The 24,336-nt window shown below is 39.6% G+C and carries 18 protein-coding genes; 5 read left to right on the top strand and 13 right to left on the bottom strand.

Annotated elements, in window-relative coordinates:
* Positions 1-170: 170 nt before the first annotated feature.
* A complete protein-coding gene (locus Q4D72_RS03940; RefSeq protein ID WP_303076165.1) occupies positions 171-1,127 on the top strand; it encodes an O-antigen ligase in 957 nt (318 codons plus the stop codon).
* Here Q4D72_RS03940 and Q4D72_RS03935 read toward each other — a convergent pair.
* From Q4D72_RS03935 to Q4D72_RS03875, 13 genes are all read right to left on the bottom strand, one after another.
* A complete protein-coding gene (locus Q4D72_RS03935) occupies positions 1,096-2,103 on the bottom strand; it encodes a hypothetical protein (RefSeq protein WP_303076164.1) in 1,008 nt (335 codons plus the stop codon). The genes Q4D72_RS03940 and Q4D72_RS03935 overlap by 32 nt on opposite strands.
* Positions 2,082-2,867 carry a DUF5672 family protein gene (locus Q4D72_RS03930; protein WP_303076162.1) on the bottom strand — a complete coding sequence of 262 codons (786 nt, stop codon included), beginning with the start codon at positions 2,865-2,867 and terminating at the stop codon, positions 2,082-2,084. Before Q4D72_RS03930 ends, Q4D72_RS03935 begins: the two co-directional genes overlap by 22 nt.
* 53 nt (positions 2,868-2,920) lie before the next feature.
* Positions 2,921-3,523 carry a hypothetical protein gene (locus Q4D72_RS03925; protein ID WP_303076160.1) on the bottom strand — a complete coding sequence of 201 codons (603 nt, stop codon included), beginning with the start codon at positions 3,521-3,523 and terminating at the stop codon, positions 2,921-2,923.
* A gap of 29 nt (positions 3,524-3,552) precedes the next feature.
* On the bottom strand, positions 3,553-6,117 hold the full coding sequence (gene mutS / locus Q4D72_RS03920; RefSeq protein ID WP_303076200.1) for a DNA mismatch repair protein MutS: 2,565 nt from the start codon (positions 6,115-6,117) through the stop codon (positions 3,553-3,555).
* Positions 6,118-6,149: 32 nt separating this feature from the next.
* A complete protein-coding gene (locus Q4D72_RS03915; RefSeq protein WP_303076159.1) occupies positions 6,150-7,295 on the bottom strand; it encodes a glycosyltransferase family 4 protein in 1,146 nt (381 codons plus the stop codon).
* A gap of 92 nt (positions 7,296-7,387) precedes the next feature.
* Positions 7,388-8,902: an NAD(P)H-hydrate dehydratase gene (locus Q4D72_RS03910; protein WP_303076158.1), complete on the bottom strand. Its 1,515-nt coding sequence runs from the start codon at positions 8,900-8,902 to the stop codon at positions 7,388-7,390.
* 411 nt (positions 8,903-9,313) lie between these two features.
* Positions 9,314-9,793: a hypothetical protein gene (locus Q4D72_RS03905; protein ID WP_303076157.1), complete on the bottom strand. Its 480-nt coding sequence runs from the start codon at positions 9,791-9,793 to the stop codon at positions 9,314-9,316.
* A gap of 20 nt (positions 9,794-9,813) precedes the next feature.
* Positions 9,814-11,688: a RagB/SusD family nutrient uptake outer membrane protein gene (locus Q4D72_RS03900; RefSeq protein WP_303076156.1), complete on the bottom strand. Its 1,875-nt coding sequence runs from the start codon at positions 11,686-11,688 to the stop codon at positions 9,814-9,816.
* A 13-nt stretch (positions 11,689-11,701) separates the two neighbouring features.
* Positions 11,702-14,776: a TonB-dependent receptor gene (locus Q4D72_RS03895; protein ID WP_303076155.1), complete on the bottom strand. Its 3,075-nt coding sequence runs from the start codon at positions 14,774-14,776 to the stop codon at positions 11,702-11,704.
* A 500-nt stretch (positions 14,777-15,276) separates the two neighbouring features.
* Positions 15,277-16,056, bottom strand: a complete 780-nt coding sequence (locus tag Q4D72_RS03890; protein WP_303076154.1) for a TerC family protein — start codon at positions 16,054-16,056, stop codon at positions 15,277-15,279.
* Between the two features lie 21 nt (positions 16,057-16,077).
* Complete coding sequence (locus Q4D72_RS03885) at positions 16,078-16,683, bottom strand: thymidine kinase (protein ID WP_303076153.1); 606 nt, start codon at positions 16,681-16,683, stop codon at positions 16,078-16,080.
* A 22-nt stretch (positions 16,684-16,705) separates the two neighbouring features.
* Complete coding sequence (locus tag Q4D72_RS03880; protein ID WP_303076151.1) at positions 16,706-17,731, bottom strand: DUF3078 domain-containing protein; 1,026 nt, start codon at positions 17,729-17,731, stop codon at positions 16,706-16,708.
* A gap of 35 nt (positions 17,732-17,766) precedes the next feature.
* On the bottom strand, positions 17,767-19,524 hold the full coding sequence (locus Q4D72_RS03875) for a 1-deoxy-D-xylulose-5-phosphate synthase (protein WP_303076149.1): 1,758 nt from the start codon (positions 19,522-19,524) through the stop codon (positions 17,767-17,769).
* Between the two features lie 165 nt (positions 19,525-19,689).
* Between Q4D72_RS03875 and Q4D72_RS03870 the strand changes: the two genes are divergently transcribed.
* The 4 genes from Q4D72_RS03870 to aspA all read left to right on the top strand — a co-directional run.
* Positions 19,690-20,367 carry a NigD-like protein gene (locus tag Q4D72_RS03870; protein WP_303076148.1) on the top strand — a complete coding sequence of 226 codons (678 nt, stop codon included), beginning with the start codon at positions 19,690-19,692 and terminating at the stop codon, positions 20,365-20,367.
* Positions 20,368-21,010: 643 nt separating this feature from the next.
* Entirely contained in the window at positions 21,011-21,580 is a 570-nt protein-coding gene (locus Q4D72_RS03865) for an RNA polymerase sigma factor (RefSeq protein ID WP_303076146.1), read from the top strand.
* The gene (locus Q4D72_RS03860; RefSeq protein ID WP_303076145.1) at positions 21,577-22,812 is read left to right on the top strand and encodes a porin family protein; all 1,236 of its coding nucleotides are present in this window, start codon (positions 21,577-21,579) and stop codon (positions 22,810-22,812) included. Before Q4D72_RS03865 ends, Q4D72_RS03860 begins: the two co-directional genes overlap by 4 nt.
* 256 nt (positions 22,813-23,068) lie before the next feature.
* Positions 23,069-24,336, top strand: a 1,268-nt coding sequence (gene aspA / locus Q4D72_RS03855) for an aspartate ammonia-lyase (RefSeq protein WP_303076143.1), incomplete at its 3' end; no start/stop codon positions are given.

Here is a 24,336-nt window from a genome sequence, read left to right as displayed (position 1 = left end):
TGTGGTATGCTGTTCCTGTCACTTTTTTGATAGAATATATATATAACAAGCGCTGGACAGGTTTTGTTTGGAATATCAAAAGGCTTTATTACATAATAATTTTGTTATTTTTTACTCTCTTTTTTGTTTATATTCCCTTTGAAAATACTGTTGAATATCGAGAAATACTGTTGAGAAATCGCCTTCCTTTGTTGGGTTTGGGAGTCGTAGGCTTTTTAGGCTTAAACAAACATCACAAACTCAGTTATTATTTGCATACACTATTAGTAACTTCATTGGTAGCAATCGGTTTTTTGATTTTTGGAAAAATTGGTTTTTGGAATTTTATATCCTCAGAAAACAGAACGCTTCTTTTTACCACGGCACGTATTGAATTTATAAATTCGCATATGATGTTCAATCTCTATTTGAACGTAACTTTGGTAGCCATTTGGTATTTACTTTCCAACCGATACAAAACTCTTTCCACCGTACAAAAAATGGGATATATTGTCAGTTACGCCTTGATATTCTTTATTTTACTTATTTCAGAAGGAAGAAGTGGTTTACTAATGTCTTTGTTCATTACCGGAGGCATTCTTTTTTTGGAAATATACAAACGTAGTAAAATTTGGACTCTGGGACTAACTGGCTTGTTTGCAATTTTTATTATTTTTAGGCTCACATATCATCCTCGTATATCCAGTGAAAAAGTAAGCCAAGAACCTCGTTTATTTTTGTGGGAAAATGCTTTTTCATTAATTAAAGAAAAACCTATCATAGGTTGGGGAGCCAATGACGCACAGCATCAGTTCACAAACCAAATTTGGTTTGACACTACAGGTTTTGTACAAACTTTTTGGCGTCCCTCCGATTTTGTGGACACCCATAACCAATTCGTTCAAAGTTATTTAGAGTTTGGAATTGTGGGATTTACGCTACTCTTGGCTATCTATTTGAGCCCTTATTTTATAGCAGACACATCTCGTAAAACATTTTGTCTTTTATTACTAATAATCAGTGTTTTTCAATCAATGTTTGATATGTTTATTACCGGACAATTTGCTTCCATTTTTGTGCTTATCAGTTTTATGGTGCTTTGGGCAAAGAACGATGTTAAGCCAACAAACGACTTATCCACGCCGTAAAACCATATTGTTCAACGATTGCTTCATCAAGCTTTTGATATGGCATTGATAAAAACGCCCCAAATGTTGAAGGGTCATCATCACCTAACACAAAAATATTCGCAGGATGATAAAAATCATATTCTTTCACTAAAACATTATTGGTTATCAGTTTTTTAGCATACCCGATACTTTCAAAGGTTCTGAAAGAAAGCCCATTATGTATCGGATTATGTAAATCAAGTACATACTCAGATTGTTGCACTTTCAAAATGTTTTGCTTAAACGTAAAAGGTTTCGGTATTATTTGCATACACTGATTGAGTATTCCTCGTTTCTTTCTTTTAAAAAGATAGAAATCAGGGATTAAATTATGTTTAAGTAAAAAATCGCCAATAGATTCAAGCCATTTTATTCGGTCTTTCATAAAAGTCCCTACGAAAAAAACACTTCGTTCTTTAATGTTTTTGGGATCAGGTAGCAAATCATCAAAATAAAAATTCGTAGTAGGTATAAATACCGCATTCATTTTTACGTCATTCTTATCAAAAACATAAAATTTATCAAACAAATTAACGTATTGTTTAATCAAGGGGAAGCGTTCTATGCCGTCCCATTGATAGGCAACCATTTTTTCAGCCATACTCTTGGCTATCGTTACCGTTTGATAACTGAATTGGTCAGCACGGATAAACAAGGCATAATCTACTCTGCCTATTTTTTTTATAAATTCAATATCATTGCTTTCACGCAATTTACCTTTAATTTTCGGTTTATGGGTTTTGTCTTTATATAAAAATTTGCGCGTTGCGTGGATAAGCACATCTCTAAATGGAACTCTCACTCTGCTCGCGCGCTCCGGCATTTTGTGAACAACAAATCCCAAGTACTTCAAATTTTCTTCAAAACGAGTATCTAACTGAAAATCAGAAGGTACTGCAAGAAGAATTGATTTCCCCTGAAAAATAGTTCTATTTATCTTATATAATCTTTCCAAAATGCTCTGTTTTCTTTATTCCAACGATGGCAACCAAACGGAAGCTCGTTTTTATTATACAAGAATGCTTTTTCTACTTTGTTTTCAATGGCAAATTTACAGGCTTCTTTGTAATCGGGTTTTGAAAAGGTGATGTCATTTCGCTCAGGTTCAATACTAAAGAAAACATCTTCGGCATAAAACGGACTAAAATTTTCAGGTTTTGTATATATTTTTAGCTGTTCGGCAAGTTTTTCCAACACCTCAATAAATTTTTCCCTTTTGCGAAGCGAAAACCCCCCGTTACCTACCTCATTGTATAACAATGATTTATTCTTTTGCGCTTTGTTATTCTTTTTATAGTTAATAAGTTTTTTTGATAGATAAGCCACTGTATCCCAAATACTTTTCTCCAATGGAATACTCTCCTTACTACCCAACCACGGAGCACCAATATAATCGTAATCTCTTCCACACCAATATTGCAGTTCGTCTTTAAAAACGTATGCATCTGTCTGATAAATAAGTATGTATTTTTTAGAAAAACTTTTGTAAAAATCAACACTGAGCATCAGTTGGTTATACCCGTAAATATCTTTAAAAAAAATATCATCAAAAGCTAAAAAATCTGCCTTACCAAATTGTTTGTACGGAGTAATATCCAAACTGGTGGGATGCACAAACGTAATAGGATAATTTTTAAACACACGAAAACCTTGCCTAAGTGCGATAATATCGTCCGCTTCAGGATTTTTCTTATATATAGGTATAACTACATCAACCATTTTGTGCAAAATTTCGCGCAAAAATACAAAAAATATATGATAAAAAACGTTTTTTAAATCATTCTTAACAAAACCAACTGTGGCAAAAAACCCGCAACCCAGCTTAAAAGCAGTACCCAAAGCGCCCGTTGTGCCAAATAAACACTCGCAGAAGCCACCCAACCGCTCATAAAAACGCAAAAAATGGTTACATACGCCAAATCAATATGGTAAAACAGACTCAAAAATACCGAAAAACCTGTAATTCCGCCCATTAACATCACCGATAAGCTCCCCGCAAACCTAAAAAAGTGCATAAAAGCAACCAAAAAACAGCCCACTGCCAAGTTCATCATATAAAAATACAAAATCGGATAACGTTCAATGGTCACAATTGTAAAAGCAATGACCAATAACACGCCAATATAACCATAAAGCAACCATTTTTGCTTCTCAACAGCCACCAAAAAAGGCGAATTTAACCAGTTAAGCAAATACAGCACAATGTAAACCAACGTAGGCACCACCACCGAAGCCGTTACTAGCAACCCCCACGTGTACTTCATCTCCTCCACCGGCACGTGAAGCGGTGCGGCAACCAAATACAAAATAGCTCCGTATATCGGAAACCATATCGGGTGAGACAAAAATGATATAATCAAAGCAAGGTATCTCATTGATTTACATCGGTTTATGTTAGAAATAATTACTTCTGAATCATTCGTTTGAGTTCATTGAGTTTCATCAGGGCTTCAACGGGTGTTAAGGTGTTGATATCCAGCTGTAAAATTTCCGATTTGATTTCTTCCAAAAGCGGGTCGTCCATATTGAAAAAACTCAGTTGCACGTCTTTTTGAGCCGATTTCAGCGTTTCGGCAGTGTTTTGCGAAGCGTGCGAGGCTTCCAGTTTTTTGAGCATTTTGTTGGCTTTCTGAATCACAAACTGGGGCATTCCCGCCATTTTCGCCACGTGAATCCCGAAGCTGTGTGCCGAACCACCCGAAACTAACTTACGGATAAACAACACGTTATCTTTCGTTTCTTTAACCGAAACATTGAAATTTTTAATCCGATCGAAACTTTCGGTCATTTCGTTGAGTTCGTGGTAATGCGTTGCAAATAAGGTTTTTGCCCGCGACGGATGTTCGTGCAAATACTCGGCAATCGCCCACGCGATGGAAATCCCGTCGTAGGTGCTTGTCCCCCGCCCGATTTCGTCCAAAAGCACCAAACTTCGCTCGGATATGTTGTTCAAAATCAGTGCCGCTTCGTTCATTTCCACCATAAAAGTCGATTCGCCCATCGAAATGTTATCGCTGGCTCCCACGCGGGTAAAAATCTTATCCACGATGCCGATACGTGCCGAATCTGCCGGAACAAAACTCCCGATTTGGGCAAGCAACACGATGAGAGCCGTTTGCCGTAAAATCGCGGACTTACCCGACATATTGGGTCCCGTAATCATTATAATCTGCTGAGAATCACGGTCAAGAAACACATCGTTGGCAATGTACGGCACGCCCACGGGCAATTGTTTTTCAATCACGGGATGACGACCGTTTTTGATGTCCAAACCAAAAGATTCGTCCATTTCAGGGCGATTGTAATTATTTTCAAGGGCAAGCGAAGCAAATCCGCAGAGACAATCAAGCTGCCCCACCAACATTGCATTCTGCTGAATTGGCGTGATATAATCGGAAAGCCACGTAATTAGCTCGGCAAAAATGGCTTGTTCCAGTTGCGAAATTTTTTCTTCCGCTCCCAAAATTTTCGCCTCGTAAGTTTTCAACTCTTCGGTGATGTATCGCTCGGCACTGACCAGCGTTTGCTTGCGAATCCAATCCTCCGGAACCTTGTCTTTGTGCGTGTTACGAACCTCGATGTAGTAACCGTGCACGTTGTTGTAATCGATTTTTAAGGAAGAAATTCCCGTGCGTTCGGTTTCGCGTTTGAGCATTTCGTCCAGATACGTTTTTCCGGAAACGGAAAGCCCTCGGAGTTCGTCCAATTCGGCAGAAAATCCGCCAGCAACCGTATTTCCTTTCAGAATATTCACCGGAGCTTCCTCATTGATTGTAAGGCGAATACGTTCACAAACAGCTTCGGCGGAATGCAGTTTTTCGCCCAAAGTTTTCAAATCCGGATTTTCCGCCTTTTGGCAAATTTCCTTTATGGGCGGAATCAATTCAAGCGAATTTTTGAGTTGCACTACCTCGCGGGGCGTGATTTTTGCGGTCGCTACTTTTGATATAAGTCGCTCAATATCACTTATTTTTGAAATATATTCCTTAATTTGCTGTAACACATCGATATGCGTGATGAAGTAGGAAACCACCTCGTGACGTTGGTTAATTTTGGCAATGTCCTTCAACGGAAGTGCCAGCCAGCGTTTGAGGGTGCGGCTTCCCATTGCGGAAATGGTTTTGTCAATAACATCAAGCAAGGTTACCGACTGGCTCGACGTTCCCGCGTAAAGCTCCAAATTGCGAATGGTGAATTTGTCGAGCCACACATAGGCGTTTTCCGAAATGCGTTGCACTGAAGTGATGTGTTGCAGTTTATTATGTTGTGTTTCAGATAAATAATACAAAACCGAACCCGCCGCCAACAAGGCTTCGTGAAGTTCATCAACACCGAAACCTTTAAGCGAATTGGTCTGAAAATGCTGCGTAAGCGTTTGGCGGGCATAATCTTCCTTATACACCCAATCTTCCAAAAAGAAAAGATGAAAATCCTCGCCGAAAGCATCGGTAAATTCTTTTTTCTGTTTTTTGGCAACCAGCACTTCACTGGGTTTGAAATTCTGTAAGAGCTTGTCAATGTTGGCTTTATCACCTTGTGCCACGAGAAATTCTCCGGTGGAAATATCCAAAAAACTGATTCCGTTAGTGGTTTTTCCCAACCACACCGAAGCCAAAAAATTGTTTGATTTGGAATGCAGAATATCGTCATTGAGGGCAACTCCGGGCGTAACCAACTCAGTAACACCGCGTTTTACGATTCCTTTGACGGTTTTGGGGTCTTCCAATTGGTCGCAAATCGCCACGCGATAGCCTGCTTTTACCAGTTTGGGCAAATAATTGTTGATGGAATGGTGCGGAAAGCCGGCAAGCTCGGTGCGCTCGCTTCCGTTGTTGCGGTTGGTAAGCACAATATCAAGCACTTGGGCTGTTTTTACGGCGTCTTCGCCAAAGGTTTCGTAAAAATCACCGACCCTGAAAAGCAATAACGCATCCGGATATTTTGCCTTAATCTGATTGTATTGCCTCATTAAAGGGGTTTCCTTCGTTGTATTTTTTGCCACTATTTTCGGTTTTTATGTAATGAAGATTGTAATATTTTTCGTATTTTTTGTTTGCTTTTTCGGGTTAAGTAACTTCTGTTAAAATAGAAGAGTTTCAGCACCATTCCCACAAAAATCAACAATAAAGAAAGAACGAGATAAACTTGCGAAAAAAGCGTGTTGAGACACAATACCACCAAGAAAATCAACAAGTTAATCACCGCCAAAAGAAAACTGGCTTTTCCGTGTGAAAGCCCCATATAATCAATCATCACGTGGTGAATGTGATTGCGGTCGGCTTTGAAAGGCTTGCCGTGACTAATGGTTCGGGCAATGAACACACGGGTTGTGTCAAAAAACGGAATGAACACAATGGCGAGCAACACCCACATTTTGTTGGACGGACTGATGAAAGCCTGTTCCAGTTCCGAAGGGCTGAGTGACAGGAATTTAATCGCCAAAAACCCAATGATGAAACCCACTACCATTGAGCCCGTATCGCCCATAAAAATTTTCTTCTTGGAAGATAAATTATATCGTAAAAAAGCCAGTAAAAAACCAATACACAACAGCGAAAGCAAAAAATAATAGCCGTTGTCGGACATATAAAACACGTAGGCAAAACAGCTGAAAATAACTATCCCGACCATCGCTGCCGAACCGTTAATCCCGTCAATCAAATTAAAGGAATTCACGATGGACATCATCACAAAACAGCCGAAAAGCACCGAAGTCCAAAACGGAATTTCATTTATCAGTAAAAATCCATCTAATGAATTGATTGTGAGTTTCGTTCCGAAGAAAAGAATCAGTGTAGCTAAAATTTGCCCGATAATTTTGGTGCTGGGGTTCACGCCCAGAAGGTCGTCTTTAAGCCCTAAAAAGAACATAATACTAACGGCAGAAATTACGTTAATCCCCATATAATCAACATCATAATCACGTATAAAAAAGATTGTAAAAGCCAGACTTACATAGAACGAAATACCGCCCATCGTGGGGGTTTTTTGCGAGTGCGAACTCCTCTCATTAGGATTGTCCATCAGGTTTCTTCGGATTACCACATAAATAATTCCGGGCAAAACCAAGTAAGCAACCAAAAATGACAACAAAAAAATCCAAGCTGAAGCTGCCTCTAAACTATGTAAAAAACTGAGTTCTTTCATATAAGAAAAATTACCTCGCAAAGATAGCAATTTTCAACAAAAGCTACAATTTTAAATACAAATTAATTTGCGGAAAAAATACGAGTCGGGCATCAAACCGATGATTCTTTTCGGAAGTCGTACAGCGAAATTGCCTTGCACAAATCACTTGCCGTGAGGCTTTCCTGCCCTTGAAGTTGCGCGAGCCTGTCGCCTGACTTTCCGTGTAGGTAAACCCCTAAAATACTTGCCTGCAACGGCGTATAACCCTGTGATAACAAACCCGTTAAAATCCCCGTCAGCACATCACCACTGCCGGCAGTTGCCAATCCGGCATTGCCTGTTGAATTAACCCAAAAATGAGTGCCGTTGGTAGTTATGGTATAGGCTTCTTTGATAATCAAAACCACTTTGTGTTTTTTGGCAAACTTCTTGGCTTTGGCTAATTTTTCAAAATCGTCTTTCCAAGTGCCAATCAGGCGTTCAAGCTCTTTGATATGTGGCGTAAGAATCGTGTTTTCAGGTAATTGCGATAATTTATCGGGGTTTTGAGCCAATATGTTAAGTGCATCGGCATCAATAACAAACGGAATGTGAGCATATTTTTCAAGCAGTTCAAACAAGGCTTGCGCCGTTTGATTGTGGGTTTCCATTCCCACGCCCACACCAATTGCCGAAGGTTCAAACGTAACCTCAACCGAAGTGATGTAACGTTGGTGTTTTGAGGTAATCACCATAGCCTCAGGCACAGCGGTTTGCAAAATATCGTAAGCACATTTGGGGGCAAGCATCGTTAAAAGTCCGGCACCGGCACGCAACACCGCCGTACCACCAAGCACCATCGCTCCCACCTTTCCGTAGCTACCGCCAACCAACAGTGCGTGACCAAACGACCCCTTGTGTGAAAAGCGCCCTCTGGGTTTGTAAATTTTTTGAATTTGCTCTTTGGTAACGAAATTATAATCGGTTGAAATGCCTTTAAGAACCGAAACATCAAGCTCAACATCAAGCACTTCCCAATGCGGAATGTATTTGCCCGTTTGTGGCAACAAAAAAATCAGTTTGGGCGATTGAAACGTAAGCACCACATCGGGTTTTACAAAAACCTCATCAGAGAGCGGCACTTTATCGGCGTAAAACCCCGACGGAATGTCGATACTCACCACATAGGCTTTTGAGTGGTTTATTTTTTCAAAAATACACTGAATCCATTCGGGAACGTAGCGGTTAAAACCCATACCAAAAACGGCATCAACAACCACCTGATCGCTTTGAATCTCAGGTATTTCCGAGCAGGAATATAAATCGGTGATTTTCACTTTTTTGGTGCGTACCAACGCTCCTAAACTTTTCAAGAAATCATCTGTGGGGTTTTCGTTAAAATTCACGATATTGACCTCCACCTCACGCTTGGCTTTTACGAGCATACGCGCCACTGCCAGTCCGTCTCCCCCGTTGTTTCCCACACCGGCATAGATAACGATTTTTTTATCGGCAGCGGTATTTTTTTGCAACCATAAAAAAACTTGTTTGGCAGCGCGTTCCATCAGTTTACGGCGGGTAATCCGTTGTTTTTTTATGGTTTGCTGGTAGGCTTGCCGCAACTGTTGTGTAAATAGAATTTTCATATTTCTACAAAAAAGGAAAATGAGATTTAGCGTTTTTTAACATCGTTTCTTGCCCAATCACTTCAAAAAATCTTTCTTCTGAAAAAGAATGTCATTACCCCAAACATCGAAACGAATGCCCAAAGATATGAATTTTAAGGTAATAAACAAAGAAAACATCGAAAAAATACATCATTTACACAAAAATAAATGACAAATTGGTATTTTTTTACTTTTCTGGGACACGGAAAATCTTTTTGATTGTTTGCAAAAAAGGAATCAATTTTTAGGAAGTTAGCTACAAACTCTGTTTAGGAATTAAAAGTTTAACAATCAAAAAGTTACGCATCTAATACTCAAAAGATTTTCCAGATAAAAAGGGATTAGTTTAATTAAACCAACCCCTTTACAAAATATGCATAAATCTATCTACTATTTATTCAAAGCTGTTATTTGGATAGTCCACTCGGCATTATTGCCGTTAGCTGCCTCTACTCGGTATTTATTGGGTTTAGACCAATCACCAGGGATACCCAATTTTGGTGCATCATTAATAGGAAATATGCGTGCCGCGGTAGAAAGATTTACGATAACAGTTAAATTATTTAAAGAAACTTTATCTCTTTCAGCTACTGTAAAAGAAGTATTTGCATTGGGTACATTTACTTCAAAAGATACTGTTTTTTCCAAATTATTGATTTTTGGTGTACCTTTGACAGGTAAATTTACAAATTTTACTATGTTTTGCCCACTTGCATTAGAGACTTCATCACTTATAAAACGATACTCAACACGAGAAACTCCAGTAATGTCATTATCTTCAAATTCAGGCAAATCTTCTAATCCTTTTTTAAGGCACGATGCTGTACTTAGAGCCATTAAAGCCAATAATATGTATACGTATTTTTTCATCTTCTTATTTTATTTTTAAACTACCAACCTGGATTTTGTTCATCTTTGATTCCGTGAGCAGCCCTTGAATCAAGTGTTGACTGCGGGATGGGCATCAGATAACGTTTTGTTGAAAACGTCCGTTCCCAAGCACCATTTCGGGTAATTTGAGCAATCATAATTTGGGTTCTGTCTTTGGTGATTTGGATTTTATGAACGGGTTTGTTTAATGCTTGAATTACACTTCCTGCCGCTTGTCCTTCATTGGCATCTCCTCCATACTTGCCCCAACGAAGATAACTCCAATACAAATCACCTTCATAAGCCATTTCAACACGACGTTCACGAATATAATCTACCCAAGCATCAGGAAGTGAGGTTGCGGTTGAAGCAGGTAACTTGCCGTGTTTAACGCGTGTTTTATTAAGCATTTCAACAGCTTTTACCGGATTGTTTTCCAAAAGATACACTTCTGCCAAGTTCATATAAACCTCTCCTAAACGAGCCAGTACATAATGAAAATTTGTCGGATTACTTACATACACACGTGGTTCTACTTCTCTGACACATTTACGCCAATAATATCCCGAAGCGGTTGTGTACCAAGAGTCAGATTGCCCCTCACGGACCCCTGCCCATAAATTTCCACAAATGTTGGTTTCTATGTTTTCTTTCAGCCAGGAACTTTGGTCATGAACTATTGTGGCATAGAATCGTGCATCCCGATTTTTATATATTAAATTGCTGATATTTTTTTCTGTAGCATTTGCCTTTACTTTGTAATAATGAGTAATTACCTGTCCTTTTGCATTTGACCCCAAATCAGCTTTTTCGGGTACTTTATGGCGAACGGTATTGAGGCTTCCTTCTGTTAAAGTAGTAATATCACCAACTTCAATATTATCGTTAAATTGTGAGGTTTCATACCAATTTTTAGCCATTCCATCACGTTCATCTTTTACTAAGTATTGGTCAATAAGGTCTTGTGTTGGGAAATATTGTGCCCAACATTCAAATGTGCGCCCTTTGGCATCAGCAAAGGGCGTGCCTCCTACTGCATTTACTTCATTGTTGTTAACATTTGGAACTACAATTTGCATTTCTGTGATTCCTCCTACGGTTGTGTTTTTACTCAATCGGTAATGCGCTAAAATAATTTCAGGAGCCGTTTTTCCTTCTTCCAAAAACATAGAGCCATAATTATCAACCAATTGATATTTATTTGAATTAATAATGGCTTCACCAGACTCTTTTGCTATGGTTAAATAATTTGTATCTTTGGTGTAAGCATACGCCTGCAATGCTGCACGACAACGAAAAGCGTGGGCTGCATATTTATTAGCCCTACCCGGAAGAGATGTTTCAGTCATTCCATTAACTGCCTTTGTCAAATCATCTAATACATATTTGTAACTTTCTGCCGGATTTTGAGTATATGGTGTACGAAATTCATCTTTACTTTCAGGTGTTAATACTTTTGTAATGGGAACGAAACGTCCTTGCCAAAGCGTTTGATAAAAGAACAAAACACCTCTTAAAAAGTGCCCTTCTGCTTTAAGTTCAGGTTGTTGAGCTTTTTCAATTATCAAATTACATTCTCGTAAGTTGGCAAAAAAATCCCCTAACCCTTGTGCAGAACTTGTGTTATTGGTTAAACGCGTATCAATAGGAAAAGTAGCTAAATGATTTAAATTGCTGTGTATCCCATTGGGGGTATTTGATTCTAACCAAGCATATCCATTGAAATTAGTGATTGTACCGTTATAAGCTTTGATTATAAAAGCTTCTGTACCTTCTTTGGTTCCCCATACGGCCTGGTCATCATAACTTTCAAAAGGTTGTGTGTCAAGCTCATTACAACCAAATAATGTTATGCCTAACAAACCCATTAAACTATATTTTACATATTTATTCATGATTTTCTATTATTTAAAATCCAACATTTACTCCCAAAGAAAACATACGTTCGTTGGGATATCCAAAAAACTGAGTGTCTGTTGTTTCAGGGTCCATACCATATTGAGTAGCTTCTGAAATAGTAAGTATATTTTGACCACTAAATGTCAATTTCATAGCACTCAACCATTTGTAGTCTTTTAGTATGTTTTTCTTTAAATCGTATGCAATCGAAAAATCTTTCAACCGCAAGTAAGCCCCATTTATTAAGTAAAAGTCACTCCCGTGGGTATTGTTATTTCCGTTAACTGAATGACTTGAAAGCAAACGAGGAAAGCGAGCCGAAGTGTTATCGGGTTTCCAATAATCTAACTGAAATTCATAAATAGGTGTTGTGCCTGCATTGGGGTTGCCTCCCCTTATGGCATCTCCTACGTACATATCAAATCGGGTAGCTCCTTGAAATAACATATTGAATGACAATGATTTGTATGAAAAACCTAAGTTTAACCCATAGTTGGCACGCGGGAAGTTGTTTTTACCTATACGCGCCCTATCGGCATTGTCAATTTTACCGTCACCATTAAAATCTTGATATTTAATATCCCCAGCTGTTAAATGATGTGAACCGATGTGTTTAGGGCTTGAATAAACATCTTGTGCATCAGTGAAGAACCCATCTGTACGAAGGCCTATTCCGTAATAACCAATTTGTTGGGTTGTTCGCAAATATGGATTTTTGCGATTCTCTAATGCTTCATCAGGATTAGTAGCAAACAATGACTCAAAGAAAGTGGCATTTGCTGAAATGTGATATTTAAATTCATCTCCTATCGAACCTTTCCATCCTAATTGGGCTTCAAAACCTTCCCGCCTGTGTTCTTTGTTAGATGCAATTTTCGGCAACGATTTACCCAGTGGAGCCGTATACCCAACAATATTAGGGTCAGGAGCAGTTAAATATCCTGTTGTTTTATAAAAGAAATAGTCAAATGAACCAAACAAACGATTGTTGAGTGATTCAAAATCAAAGCCAAAGTCCAATTGTTTAGTAGTGTACCAAGTAATATCCGGTGACGGAATATTCCCTTCTGAAAATCCCTGTAACAACTTTCCGTCAATTACATAAGCCGAATCATCTAACACATATGAAGGTAAATACGAAAATCTATTAACTCCGGAATCCAACCCTACTTCACCATAGGAGGCTCTAAACTTCAATAAGTCAAAGATATGTTTTTCTTTGAGTGATTTCATAAAAAACTCATCAGAAACTATCCAACCGGCAGAACCTGAAAAAAACGTTCCCCAGCGCTTATCTTTCGGAAATAAATCCGAAGCGTCGTGACGTACACTTCCTTCCAAAAAATAACGATTGGCATAGTTGTATTTCAATTGCCCTACAAAACCTGCTCTACCTGATTCCCAGTCACTTCCTCCTCCGTCTAAATCATCTTTTGGACCGGCTCCAAATTGGTCAATCGGGAAATTATAATTAATTCGCTTGTGAGATGTATTTCTGAAAAATGTATAAGAAGCCTCATATCCAGCCAACAAATTCAACGAATGTGCATTAAAATTAGACGCATATTCTAAAAAATTTTGAGTTGTGTATAAGTAATCGTGTGCCATCTGTTGGTACAATTCGGGTTTTGCCACACTTGCTGGCGTAGTAGAGTCCCAGTCATATACATCACCATCTTTTTTCCACCTTTTGTCATCTGTAACAAAATAACGATAATTGAAATTCGTACGAGCTTTTAAGCCTTTTACCCAAGGGAAAGCCCATTCAAGCCCCACCATTCCATTAACTTGTTTGTATTTTTGAATGGAATATCCGGCTGAGGCAGAAGTCTCAGCCACCGGATTGTCATTCGTATTGGCATACGGAAGCCCGTATTTATTCAGCGCAGGAGTTAATGGATTATGATTAGCTAATGTATGGCTAAACACTTGATAATAAGCCCCTGCTGTTGAGGTATAAGGATGTTCATTTTCTTTGAAATATCCATCTACCGAAGCAAAACCTTTTAATCCGGAATTTTTACCAATTGTGAAATCTTGATTCAAACGAAAGTTTATCAAATCCAACTTATGCCTACCACTTCGATAATAGGAACCTTTGGTGGTGTATCCCAAAGATACTAAGTATTTGTTTTCTTCTTTCCCTCCCGAAATATTTAAATTATGACGATATTGTTCGGCAAAATCTTTTAAAACCAATTTTTTCCAATCCACATTCGGATAATTTAACAAATCACTGCCATCAAGTATTTTTTGAAGTTTGTCATCGGTATAGACGATAGGCTTGCCATCATTTTGGTTAGCAATATTATTTTGTGTTGCCCAAGCGTATGCGTCCAATCTTGCCGGAGACATTGAAGGTTGCAAAATGGAAACTGAATGCGTATACTGAATGGTAGTTTGCCCCTCTTGTCCTTTTAGGGTCGTTACCTGCAAAATACCGTTCGCTGCACGTGCTCCATAAACAGCTGTTGCCGAAGCATCTTTCAAAATAGAGATAGAAGCAATATCCTCCGGAAGAATGTTTACAAAATCATTATAATCACGAATCACACCATCAATTACCACCAAAGGCGTACCGCCACCGCGTATGGTAATGCTACTGCGGTTATCAAGTCCGGCACTTCCTTTCACAATTAATCCGGGAGAGCGCCCAGCAAGCCCTTGTGTGACATTCGTTACAGGCACTTCTTTTAAATCTTCTGTTTTTACAGAAGATACTGCCGAAACGAGTGCTTTTTTAGTAGAAGTACCATATCCCACCACAATTACATCGCCCAGCTCTTGTGCGTCTTCTTTTAGTAAGAAGTTGATAATTAGTGATTTACCCCTTCCCGCTATTTTTTTAGTTTGGGTTTGAAAACCGATAAAACTCACTTCAAGTACATCGCCTTGTTTGGCTTGAATCTCGTAATTCCCGTCAAAGTCGGAAACCACTCCGTGTGCAGTTCCTTTAACCACGATGTTGGCACCGGGTAGCGGAACATTGCTCTCATCGGTAACCTTTCCGGTTACTTTCACTTGTGCCGATAACGGCAATGCCAAAAGCATCAGCACAAAGGTTATTGTCAATCGCTTAAACATATTTTGGTTGTTTTTAATTATTCCTTGTTTTGGTAGATTCAGTAGTATTTAATACGGGGACAATGTAAAGTAATTAGTTCTATTTTAAAAAATCTATTCAAAAACAGCTATAATTTGCTATTTATAACACATTTTCGTTTGACAAAAATAAAAAAACAAAAATAAATTGCAAAATTTTTTAACATTTAATTTTCAGAAGACAATTTTTTCACATTCGTATGTCATTAATTTTTCACTTCTCTACCAAAAAGAAACTTACCGTTTTCATATGATAAGCAAACATCATAATTTTATCACTATAGCCAGCTGCACATAAATGAAAATAAATAGGTGAAAACGTATATAAAACTTATGTATTTTTCAATCTGTAAATGCACCATTTAGACTTTCAAAACACCTTTTTGTAGGATTTTTGTTAGGTATATTTTATTTTTCAAAAGCACTAAAAAAGCTCGGAAAAATTAGCTTTTTTCCGAGCCTCCAGTTATTTTAAACTTTGTTTAGTTTGATTTTTTACGCATACGCATATTTAAAAACTCCACGCCCAGTGAAAACGCAATGGCAAAGTACAAGTAGCCTTTCGGAACGGCACCAACTTCCTGCCCCGCAAGAACCGCGTGCGAAAGGTGCATACTTTCGGTAATGAGCATAAAACCAATCAAAATCAAAAAGGCAAGTGCCAAAATTTGAATCGACGGATTTCGGTTTACGAAACTGCCCACCGGATTGGCAAACAAAATCATAATTCCTACCGAAACCACCACGGCGATAATCATAATGTACAACGCTCCTTCCAGCCCGTTGGTCATTCCCACGGCGGTTAAAATACTATCTACCGAGAAAATCAAATCGATAATCAAAATTTGGGCAATTACGTTTGAAAACGATACACTTCTTGATTTTTCGGCTTCTTTTGAGTCGGTAACGTGGTCAATATGATTTACTTTTGAATGGATTTCCTTTGTGGATTTGTACAACAGGAAAATACCACCGACCAGCAAAATAAGTGCCTGTCCGTTAAACGCCGCTTTGAACCAGCCCCAGTCAAAACTAAGCCAAGGTTCTTTAAGCTGAACCAATAACGAAATACTGAAAAGCAGTGCAATACGCATAAACATTGCCAAGAAAAGCCCAAGCTGTGTGGCTTTCTTACGCTGATGTTCAGGGAGTTTTCCGGTTACGATGGAAATGAAGATGACGTTGTCAATCCCCAAAACGATTTCCAAAAAAGTCAATGTAAGCAACGCCACAACGGCATCGGCTGTGAATAAAAATTCCATACAAATATCGAATTAATGGTTTTAATTTTCTGATTTTATTTCTTGATTTCGGTGTTTCATTGCCTTGAAAAAAGCGGCTCGGCTCAGCGGTTCATAGGTGTCTTGCTCGCCCAGCATATACAAATTTTCTGAAAATCCTTTTCTGAAACTGAAATTTGCCAAATTTCCGGTGCGGGTACAAACGGCGTGTACTTTGGTAACATATTCGGCAGTTGCCATCAACGCGGGCATCGGTCCGAAGGGTTTTCCTTTGTAATCCATATCCAATCCGGCAACAATAACGCGCATTCCTCGGTTTGCCAAATCGTTACAAACATTTACGATTTCGTCGTCAAAAAATTGGGCTTCATCAATGCCAATCACGTCGCAACCGTCAGCAAGAAGCAAAATGTTGGCGGCAGCCGGCACGGCGGTTGATTGTATTTCGGTGGCGTTGTGTGAAACCACTTTATCGTCGTGGTAGCGGGTGTCAAAAGCCGGCTTGAAAATCTCTACCTTTTGTTTGGCAAATTGGGCACGTCGCAACCTGCGGATAAGTTCTTCGGTTTTGCCCGAAAACATTGAACCGCAGATGACTTCTATCCAGCCAAATTTTTCGGTATGATTGGTTGTATTTTCTAAAAACATTCCTTTTTTAGGATTTTTTTGGTTAAAACGTATATGAAAGCCCGATTCCCAAGAGTTGTTTCAATTGCGTTCTCGCACCGTATTTGTGCGTTTGTCCGTTGGTATCGGTATAGGAATAAAACTTCACGTCGTCATCGTATTTTATGTGTAATCCGATGCGGGCTTGCACGTAATCATTCACTTTAAGATTTAGGTTTGCTTCCCAGTCGATGTCAATATTTCCGAAATTTTTCAGATAATCACCATAAAAATTGAACACGTTTTCAAGCCGCATATTTTTCGCCATTTTTTTGTTCCATCGCCCCGAAATAGAAAAACCAAGCTCGGTGGTTGATAATCCGCCTCTGCGAACCATTCGTTTGGAAGCGTCATATTCTGCCGGTCTAACCCCAAAAGCTCCCTGATTTGACAAAACTTCGTCCAAAACCAAGGTTGTTTTTTGTGTTAAAGGCGATAAAAACAAATTGAAATTATTGCCTGCGGGTGCATACTCAATCCCCAAACCTAAATAAACATAAGCCGGCGCAAAAAATTTGGAAATCGGCTTTTCGGTATTCGGATACGAATAGCCGTTACTGAACTGCGTAAGAAACTGAAAACGAGCCGTATAATACCAAAATGAAGATGATTTACCGCGATAACCCAACGAGGAAATAAACGAAAGTTTATCATCTGTCTTGCGTACCTCTCTTCCCTTTTGGGCATTCATTCCGTAATTGATTTCCAGTTCGTTATCCCAAAAATAAGTACGCTCGGAAAAACGACGGCGAAATTTGGCATTGAGCAAACCCGAAATGGAATTTTCACCCCCCGCACTCCAATTTGAAAAAGATACCTCACTCAAATTCAGGTTAATTTGATTGAATCGAAACCATTTTTCCTGCATACGCTGATAGCGATGAAAGATGAATTTTAACGCTTCTTCATCTTCCTGAACCTCAATAGCTTCCATTTTAACCGGTTTTTCAACCGCCTTGGCTTTACGAATCTGAGCCGAAACGCAAACGGCAAAAAACACGCTGCATAGTAGTAATACGTTTTTTTTCATTCTCTCGGATTTAAGTTCTTTTTTGATATATCAATTTATATTTCGGTTTTTAATTTTTCACACAGGCTTTGAACGTCCAGCCCCACCATTTTTTGCAATTCATCAGTGCTTGCGTGGGTGATAAACACATCAGACAATCCAATCATTACCAATTTATTAGCAAACGAATATTCGGCAGCAAACTCAACAATGGCACTTGCCAATCCTCCTTTTTTGGGGGCTTCTTCCACCGTAAAAATCGTTTTATAGGTTGCAAAAATAATGTGTAAAAGTGATTCGTCCAAAGGTTTTAAGAAACGGACGTCAAAATGTGCGTAATCTTCACTATTTTTTAACAACGAAATGGCTTGCACCACATTATCGGCAATGGTTCCGATGGTTAAAACGGCGTATTTAGTTCCTTTTTTAAGTTGCTCTCCTTTACCGATTTCAATTTTTTCAAACGGTTGCTGCCAGTCAAACGAATTGCATCTGCCTCTGGGATAGCGAATTGCAAACGGAAAAGAAAGTCCCAACTGCGCCGTATACAGCAAGTTACGAAGCTCAACGGCATTACGCGGTGAAGCGATGACCAAATTCGGTATCGGACGCAAAAAAGCCATATCAAACACCCCGTGATGCGTGGCACCGTCTTCGCCTACAAGCCCCGCACGGTCAATGCAAAACACAACAGGCAGATTTTGCAAAGCCACATCGTGAATTATCTGGTCGTAAGCACGTTGCAAAAACGTGGAGTACACCACACAAAACGCCGTGAAGCCAGAAGCTGCCCAACCTGCGGCAAACGTAACGGCGTGTTGCTCGGCGATGCCCACGTCAAAAACCCGATTCGGAAACGAGGCTTGCATATAGGTCAAGGAACTTCCGCTGGGCATTGCCGGTGTGATGGCAATTATTTTTGAATTTTGACGGGCAAGCTCATCAAGGGTAAGCCCGAAAACATCTTGATATTTATCCGGAAGAGACACATTTTCAGCAAATTGTTCGCCGGTGATTTTGTCAAACTTCCCGGGCGAATGGTACATAATTTGATTATTTTCCGCCTTTTGAAGCCCTTTGCCCTTGGTGGTTGTTACGTGCAAAAGTTTTACGCCTTTTTTATCTTTTAAAATCTTAAATTTTTCAATCAGCGCATTGAGGTTATGTCCGTCGATAACGCCCTCGTACCGCAAGCCCAAACAACCAAAAAAAGATTCATTACTTCCTTGATTTTCTTTAAGTTGCGTAAAATAATTTTTCAATGCCCCTACCGAGGGGTCAATCCCGATGGCATTGTCATTGAGGATAATAAGCAGATTGGTATCGGTGGCTCCGGCGTGGTTCATCGCCTCGAAAGCCATCCCGCTGACAATTGAGGCATCACCAATCACGGCAATGTGGTTTCGCTCGGTGTTTCCCGTTAAGGCACTTGCCATTGCCATTGCCAACACCGCCGATATTGAAGTGGAGGAATGTCCCGTCCCGAAAGCATCATAAGGGCTTTCATCCATCTTCGGAAATCCGCTAATGCCTCCCGCCTTACGAATGGTTTTAAAAGCCTCCCGTCTTTGGGTGAGTATTTTATGTGCGTATGCCTGATGCCCCACGTCCCACACCAATTTATCTTGGGGCGTGTCAAACACGTAATGTAGCGCGATGGTGAGCTCTACAACCCCCAAACTTGCCCCCAAATGCCCCCCTTGCGCTGAAACCACATCAATGATATGGTCACGCACTTCTTGTGCCAAAACGGCAAGTTGCCTTACGGGCAAGGCACGCAAATCGGCGGGTGAATGTATCTGCTCTAAAAACATTGGGCAAAGGTACGCAAATTTTGCTAACCAAACAGAATTTCAGTCTGCAAGCAATTGTTTCGTTTTGTACGAAATCATAAAATTTTGTTAAAATTAATTTTTCAATGCAAGATTTCTGCAAAGCGCGATTTAATAGGGTGAGATAACATCAAAACGAATATTGCAATGAATACGTCAAAATTTTCAATGCTTACCGTCGGACTGTTGGTCTTTGCATTCCAATCCTGCCTTAAAAATAGTGATATTGAGCCAACCCCGTTACCCTCGGCGGTGGTAACGGTTCGCCCACAAACGGACGGAACTTTTTTCCTCCAACTGGACGACAGCACCAAGTTACAACCCACCAACCTAAAAACCTCGCCTTACAGAAAAGAGGTACGCGCACTGGTGAGTTACAAAACCGAAGAAGCCGACAAAAAGGCGCGTGTGCGAAACGTTCACATCAATTGGATTGACAGTATCCGAACCAAAAAACCCGTTCCGAATTTAGGAGCCGAAAACACCGCAAAATACGGAAACGACCCCATTGAAGTTGTACAAGATTGGACCACCGTTGCCGAAGACGGATACCTAACCCTGCGGGTGCGCACCCAATGGAGCCGAACCAGAGTAAGACACGCTTTGAACTTGGTTACCAACGTGAACCCTAACGACCCGTATGAATTTGAATTGCGCCACGATGCCAAAGGCGACGTAGGCGGGACAATGGGCGATGTGCTGATTGCTTTCAACCTCAACGAATTGCCCAACAAACCCGATACCGGAAAGGTGAAACTCAAACTCAAATGGAAATCGTTCAGTGGCGACAAATCACGCGAATTTAATTTACAGTTACGACAATAGTTAAAATGCATTGATTTTCAAAATATAAACTTAACATTCACGAAAATAAATATTTATTGGTTACACAAAAAATGAATTTAATTTGATAAACATCTTTACTTACTGCTAACATAAAATATTTACCGCATAGAAGTGGATACTTCCCTAATACAAATCGATTTTCACTGGTAATTAATTATTTTTCACTATCCAAATACACTTTTAGTTATTACATCCATCTATATGCGGTAATATTTTTTTAGAACACAGTGCTTATGACATAAAAACTTTGTACAATTTCACGGCATAAAAGCCGATAAAAAAGAAAACTTTTTACTCATACAAATGCAGTTAAACAACAAGTTACAAAGAATAATCGTTTCATTGCAAAGACAAATAATCATCTCACTCTAAAAAATATCGTGATGAATCAGATTATTTTTGTAACTTGCAAACTGTAACAATGTTTTATCATTTGCTTATCCGTTAAATACCTTTGTCAGAGTGGTTTATGTCTGACAAAGGTTGCAACGGAAAACATTGACAAACGAACCCCGATAAAAAATTTGAAATATTCCCTTTTTGAAGAAAATGGAGTGGGCTTTTTCTCACAAAAAAAAGTCCACTTCATTCCCTTTTAAAAGAAGAATTTTGACAAAATAAAATGACGCAAAACCAAAACGATAACGAGCAAATGTTGCTGCATTTGGTGCAAAAAGGCAACAAACCGGCGATGAAAAAGATGTACGAAAGTTACATCCGTTATCTTGGTGCCATATGTTCCCGATACATTCAAGATGAAGAAGACGTTAAAGACGTATTGCAAGAGAGCTTTTTAAAGATTTTTGCATCGGTAAATTCCTTTCAATATCGAGGAAGCGGTTCCTTAAAAGGATGGATGGCAAAAATTGTGGTAAATGAAACCTTAAAATTCATCAAACAAAACAGCCAACTAACCCTTACCGAACTCAAACACGAAAACGGAAACATCATTGACGATGAACCCAATACCGAAGGCATCGACCCGGCGGTAATCCATCAAATGATTCGCGAGTTGCCCGACGGCTACCGAACCATTTTCAACCTATACGTCATTGAAGAAAAAAGCCACAAAGAAATTGCGGCATTATTAAACATAAAAGAAAGCACTTCGGCATCACAATTACACCGAGCCAAAATGCTACTAACTGAGAAAATACGAGAGTTCCAAACACTTAATCCCATTTCATTATGAAAGAAGATTGGCTAAAAAACATACGCAAACAAATGTCTGACTATGAGATTGAACAGCCCGATGATTTGTGGCAACGCATCGAATCAAAAATGTCAGAAAATGAAAAAAAACAACCCAAACCGGTTCTTTGGTTATGGACGCAACGCCTTGCAGTGGCAGCGGCTGCAATTGCCTGTATACTAACGCTAAACCATTATTTTAATAAAGAAGAATTGCCGAGTGTTGCCGATGTTAAAATCCCGCCAACCGAAGTTACGCCCTTTAACACCGAAACACCAAATACTTTTGAAGAAAATACAATTCACAACGAAAAACAAGAACTTAACAATCTAAAAAACAAAGCACAGACTAAAAAAAACATCGCCCACCTAACAAAAAAAGAAGTTGAAAGCAAATCATTCATTCCTGTGAAACCCGAAAAAACCGTTCAGCATCACAAATATGCAGTCCGACCTTCATTCACTGAAAATGACTACGCAAAATCGGATGCTGATGAAGCGATTCTCTTGGAAGAAATCGTGGAAATTGAAACCCCCAAGCCAATCCGCAACCAAATTGCAATGGGTGTTTTTACTTCCGGAACGGCAGGCTTATCCCTTCATAACAAAGCAAATAGCCCTGTTTCCATCGTGAATGTCGAAGCTGAAAAAACACTTTGGGAAGATAGCCCTTTACTGGGCGTACTCACAATGAGCAAAAGCCGTGAGGTCGAAACCAAAGTCAATCACCAAGTGCCTATCCGAGCCGGACTCTTGTTCGCCTACCAAATCAGCAACCGCATCAGCATTGAAAGTGGTTTGACCTATACGCGTCTTGTTACCGACACCTACGAAGGAAGCGAAGCCTACCATTTCACAACCACGCAAAAACTGCATTACCTTGGCATTCCGCTTCGGGTTAAATATCAAATATTTGCACGAAATGCTTTTGGTTTTTATGCCACTGCCGGAACGCTTTTTGAAAAAAATATTTCCGGAAGACTTGAAAAAAACTACTTTTTCGATAGTCAAAAGCAACAAACCGATTATGAAGATGTTCGGGTAAATTCACTGCAATGGTCAAGCAATGCCTCAGTGGGGGTGCAATACAACATTTCGCCCTTGATTGGCATTTATGCCGAACCCGGTGTGAGTTATTATTTCAATAACAACAGCCCGATAGAAACTATTTACAAAGCCAAACCATTTAATTTTCACGTAAATTTCGGGTTGCGGTTTTCTTTCGGAAAATAGAAAAAAATTGCCGTTTTTCTACTCGTATCTGTAAATTTGTTGCTTATTTTGTTTATAAATTCGGTTTTCATTATAAAAAAATTGTTGCCGAAAAACGCTAAAACCGGCTGTTAAGCAAAAAAATTACAGCCCAAAACGCGATTATCTGAAATATATTTCATACCTTTACACGAAGTTTTGAAAGCATACGCAAAGATGTGTGCTTTCTTAACTTCTTATTTTTTGATTACTATTTTAAACAAAAAAATAATTGATTATGGAAAAATTCAGAATTGAATCCGACCTTTTGGGCGACCTGCAAGTACCGGCACAAGCCTATTACGGCGTGCAAACCCAACGCGCCATTGATAATTTTCACATCACGGGAAGCAAAATGAGTGAATTTCCGGAGTTTGTCCGTGCCATTGCCTACGTAAAACTGGCGGCTGCACAAACCAATCACCAATTGGGCTTGCTTTCCAACGAGCTTTTAAAATCCATTTCACAGGCTTGTAACGAGCTGATTGAAGGCAAAATGCACGACCAATTCCCTGTGGATATGATTCAAGGCGGGGCGGGAACTTCCGTGAATATGAATGCTAACGAGGTGATTGCCAATCGTGCTTTGGAAATTATGGGACACCAACGCGGTGATTATCAGTATTGTTCCCCCAACGACCACGTAAACCTCTCACAATCAACCAATGATGCGTATCCGACAACCATCAAATTGGCGATTATCCGAATGAATGATTCGCTAGTAAAACACCTGAAAGACCTCGTGGACGCATTCCGAAATAAAGGAAAAGAATTTGCCGACGTTATCAAAATGGGGCGTACGCAATTACAAGATGCCGTTCCGATGACGCTCGGACAAGAATTTGAAGCCTTTGCAGCCACTTTGGAAGAAGAAATCACACGTTTGAACAACCTTTCCGATTTATTTTTGGAAATCAATATGGGCGGAACCGCCATCGGAACGGGCATTAACGCTCCGAAAGAATTTCCGAAAATTTGTGCCGAAAAACTGGCTAACGCTACGGGCGAAGCCTTCATTCCTGCCGCCGATTTGGTTGAAGCCACGCCCGACACGGGTTCATACGTGATTTATTCGTCGGCTTTGAAACGTATGGCTGTAAAACTTTCCAAAATTTGTAATGATTTGCGTTTGCTTTCGTCCGGCCCGCGTGCAGGTTTGAACGAAATCAATTTGCCGGCGATGCAACCCGGTTCGTCCATTATGCCGGGGAAAGTAAACCCCGTAATTCCGGAAGTGGTAAACCAAGTTTGCTTTAAAGTTTATGGAAACGATTTGACAGTAACGTTCGCTGCCGAAGCCGGTCAGTTGCAACTAAACGTAATGGAACCTGTTCTTTGTCAATCGATTATCGAATCTATCGTGTTTTTGGAAAGAGCCTTGGATACGCTTCGTGAAAAATGTGTCGTGGGCATCACGGCAAATCGTGAAGTTTGTTTGAATATGGTTAAAAACAGCATCGGAATTGTAACGGCTCTCAATCCGTTTATCGGCTACAAAAACAGCAC

The sequence above is a fragment of the Capnocytophaga sp. genome (genome assembly GCF_030532915.1).
Taxonomy (GTDB): Bacteria; Bacteroidota; Bacteroidia; order Flavobacteriales; family Flavobacteriaceae; genus Capnocytophaga.
The sequence above is the reverse complement of the archived record's forward strand: the minus strand, read 5'-3'. Positions and strand labels throughout refer to the sequence as shown.

Excerpts from the sequence above, each read along its gene's own strand:
- mutS (WP_303076200.1), bottom strand. The coding sequence starts at position 6,117 with ATGAGGCAATACAATCAGATTAAGGCAAAATATCCGGATGCGTTATTG.
- Q4D72_RS03900 (WP_303076156.1), bottom strand. The coding sequence starts at position 11,688 with ATGAATAAATATGTAAAATATAGTTTAATGGGTTTGTTAGGCATAACA.
- Q4D72_RS03905 (WP_303076157.1), bottom strand. The coding sequence starts at position 9,793 with ATGAAAAAATACGTATACATATTATTGGCTTTAATGGCTCTAAGTACA.
- Q4D72_RS03895 (WP_303076155.1), bottom strand. The coding sequence starts at position 14,776 with ATGTTTAAGCGATTGACAATAACCTTTGTGCTGATGCTTTTGGCATTG.
- Q4D72_RS03930 (WP_303076162.1), bottom strand. The coding sequence starts at position 2,867 with ATGGTTGATGTAGTTATACCTATATATAAGAAAAATCCTGAAGCGGAC.
- Q4D72_RS03875 (WP_303076149.1), bottom strand. The coding sequence starts at position 19,524 with ATGTTTTTAGAGCAGATACATTCACCCGCCGATTTGCGTGCCTTGCCC.
- Q4D72_RS03885 (WP_303076153.1), bottom strand. The coding sequence starts at position 16,683 with ATGTTTTTAGAAAATACAACCAATCATACCGAAAAATTTGGCTGGATA.
- Q4D72_RS03925 (WP_303076160.1), bottom strand. The coding sequence starts at position 3,523 with ATGAGATACCTTGCTTTGATTATATCATTTTTGTCTCACCCGATATGG.
- Q4D72_RS03860 (WP_303076145.1), top strand. The coding sequence starts at position 21,577 with ATGAAAGAAGATTGGCTAAAAAACATACGCAAACAAATGTCTGACTAT.
- Q4D72_RS03915 (WP_303076159.1), bottom strand. The coding sequence starts at position 7,295 with ATGAAAGAACTCAGTTTTTTACATAGTTTAGAGGCAGCTTCAGCTTGG.
- Q4D72_RS03880 (WP_303076151.1), bottom strand. The coding sequence starts at position 17,731 with ATGAAAAAAAACGTATTACTACTATGCAGCGTGTTTTTTGCCGTTTGC.
- Q4D72_RS03870 (WP_303076148.1), top strand. The coding sequence starts at position 19,690 with ATGAATACGTCAAAATTTTCAATGCTTACCGTCGGACTGTTGGTCTTT.
- Q4D72_RS03890 (WP_303076154.1), bottom strand. The coding sequence starts at position 16,056 with ATGGAATTTTTATTCACAGCCGATGCCGTTGTGGCGTTGCTTACATTG.
- Q4D72_RS03865 (WP_303076146.1), top strand. The coding sequence starts at position 21,011 with ATGACGCAAAACCAAAACGATAACGAGCAAATGTTGCTGCATTTGGTG.
- Q4D72_RS03910 (WP_303076158.1), bottom strand. The coding sequence starts at position 8,902 with ATGAAAATTCTATTTACACAACAGTTGCGGCAAGCCTACCAGCAAACC.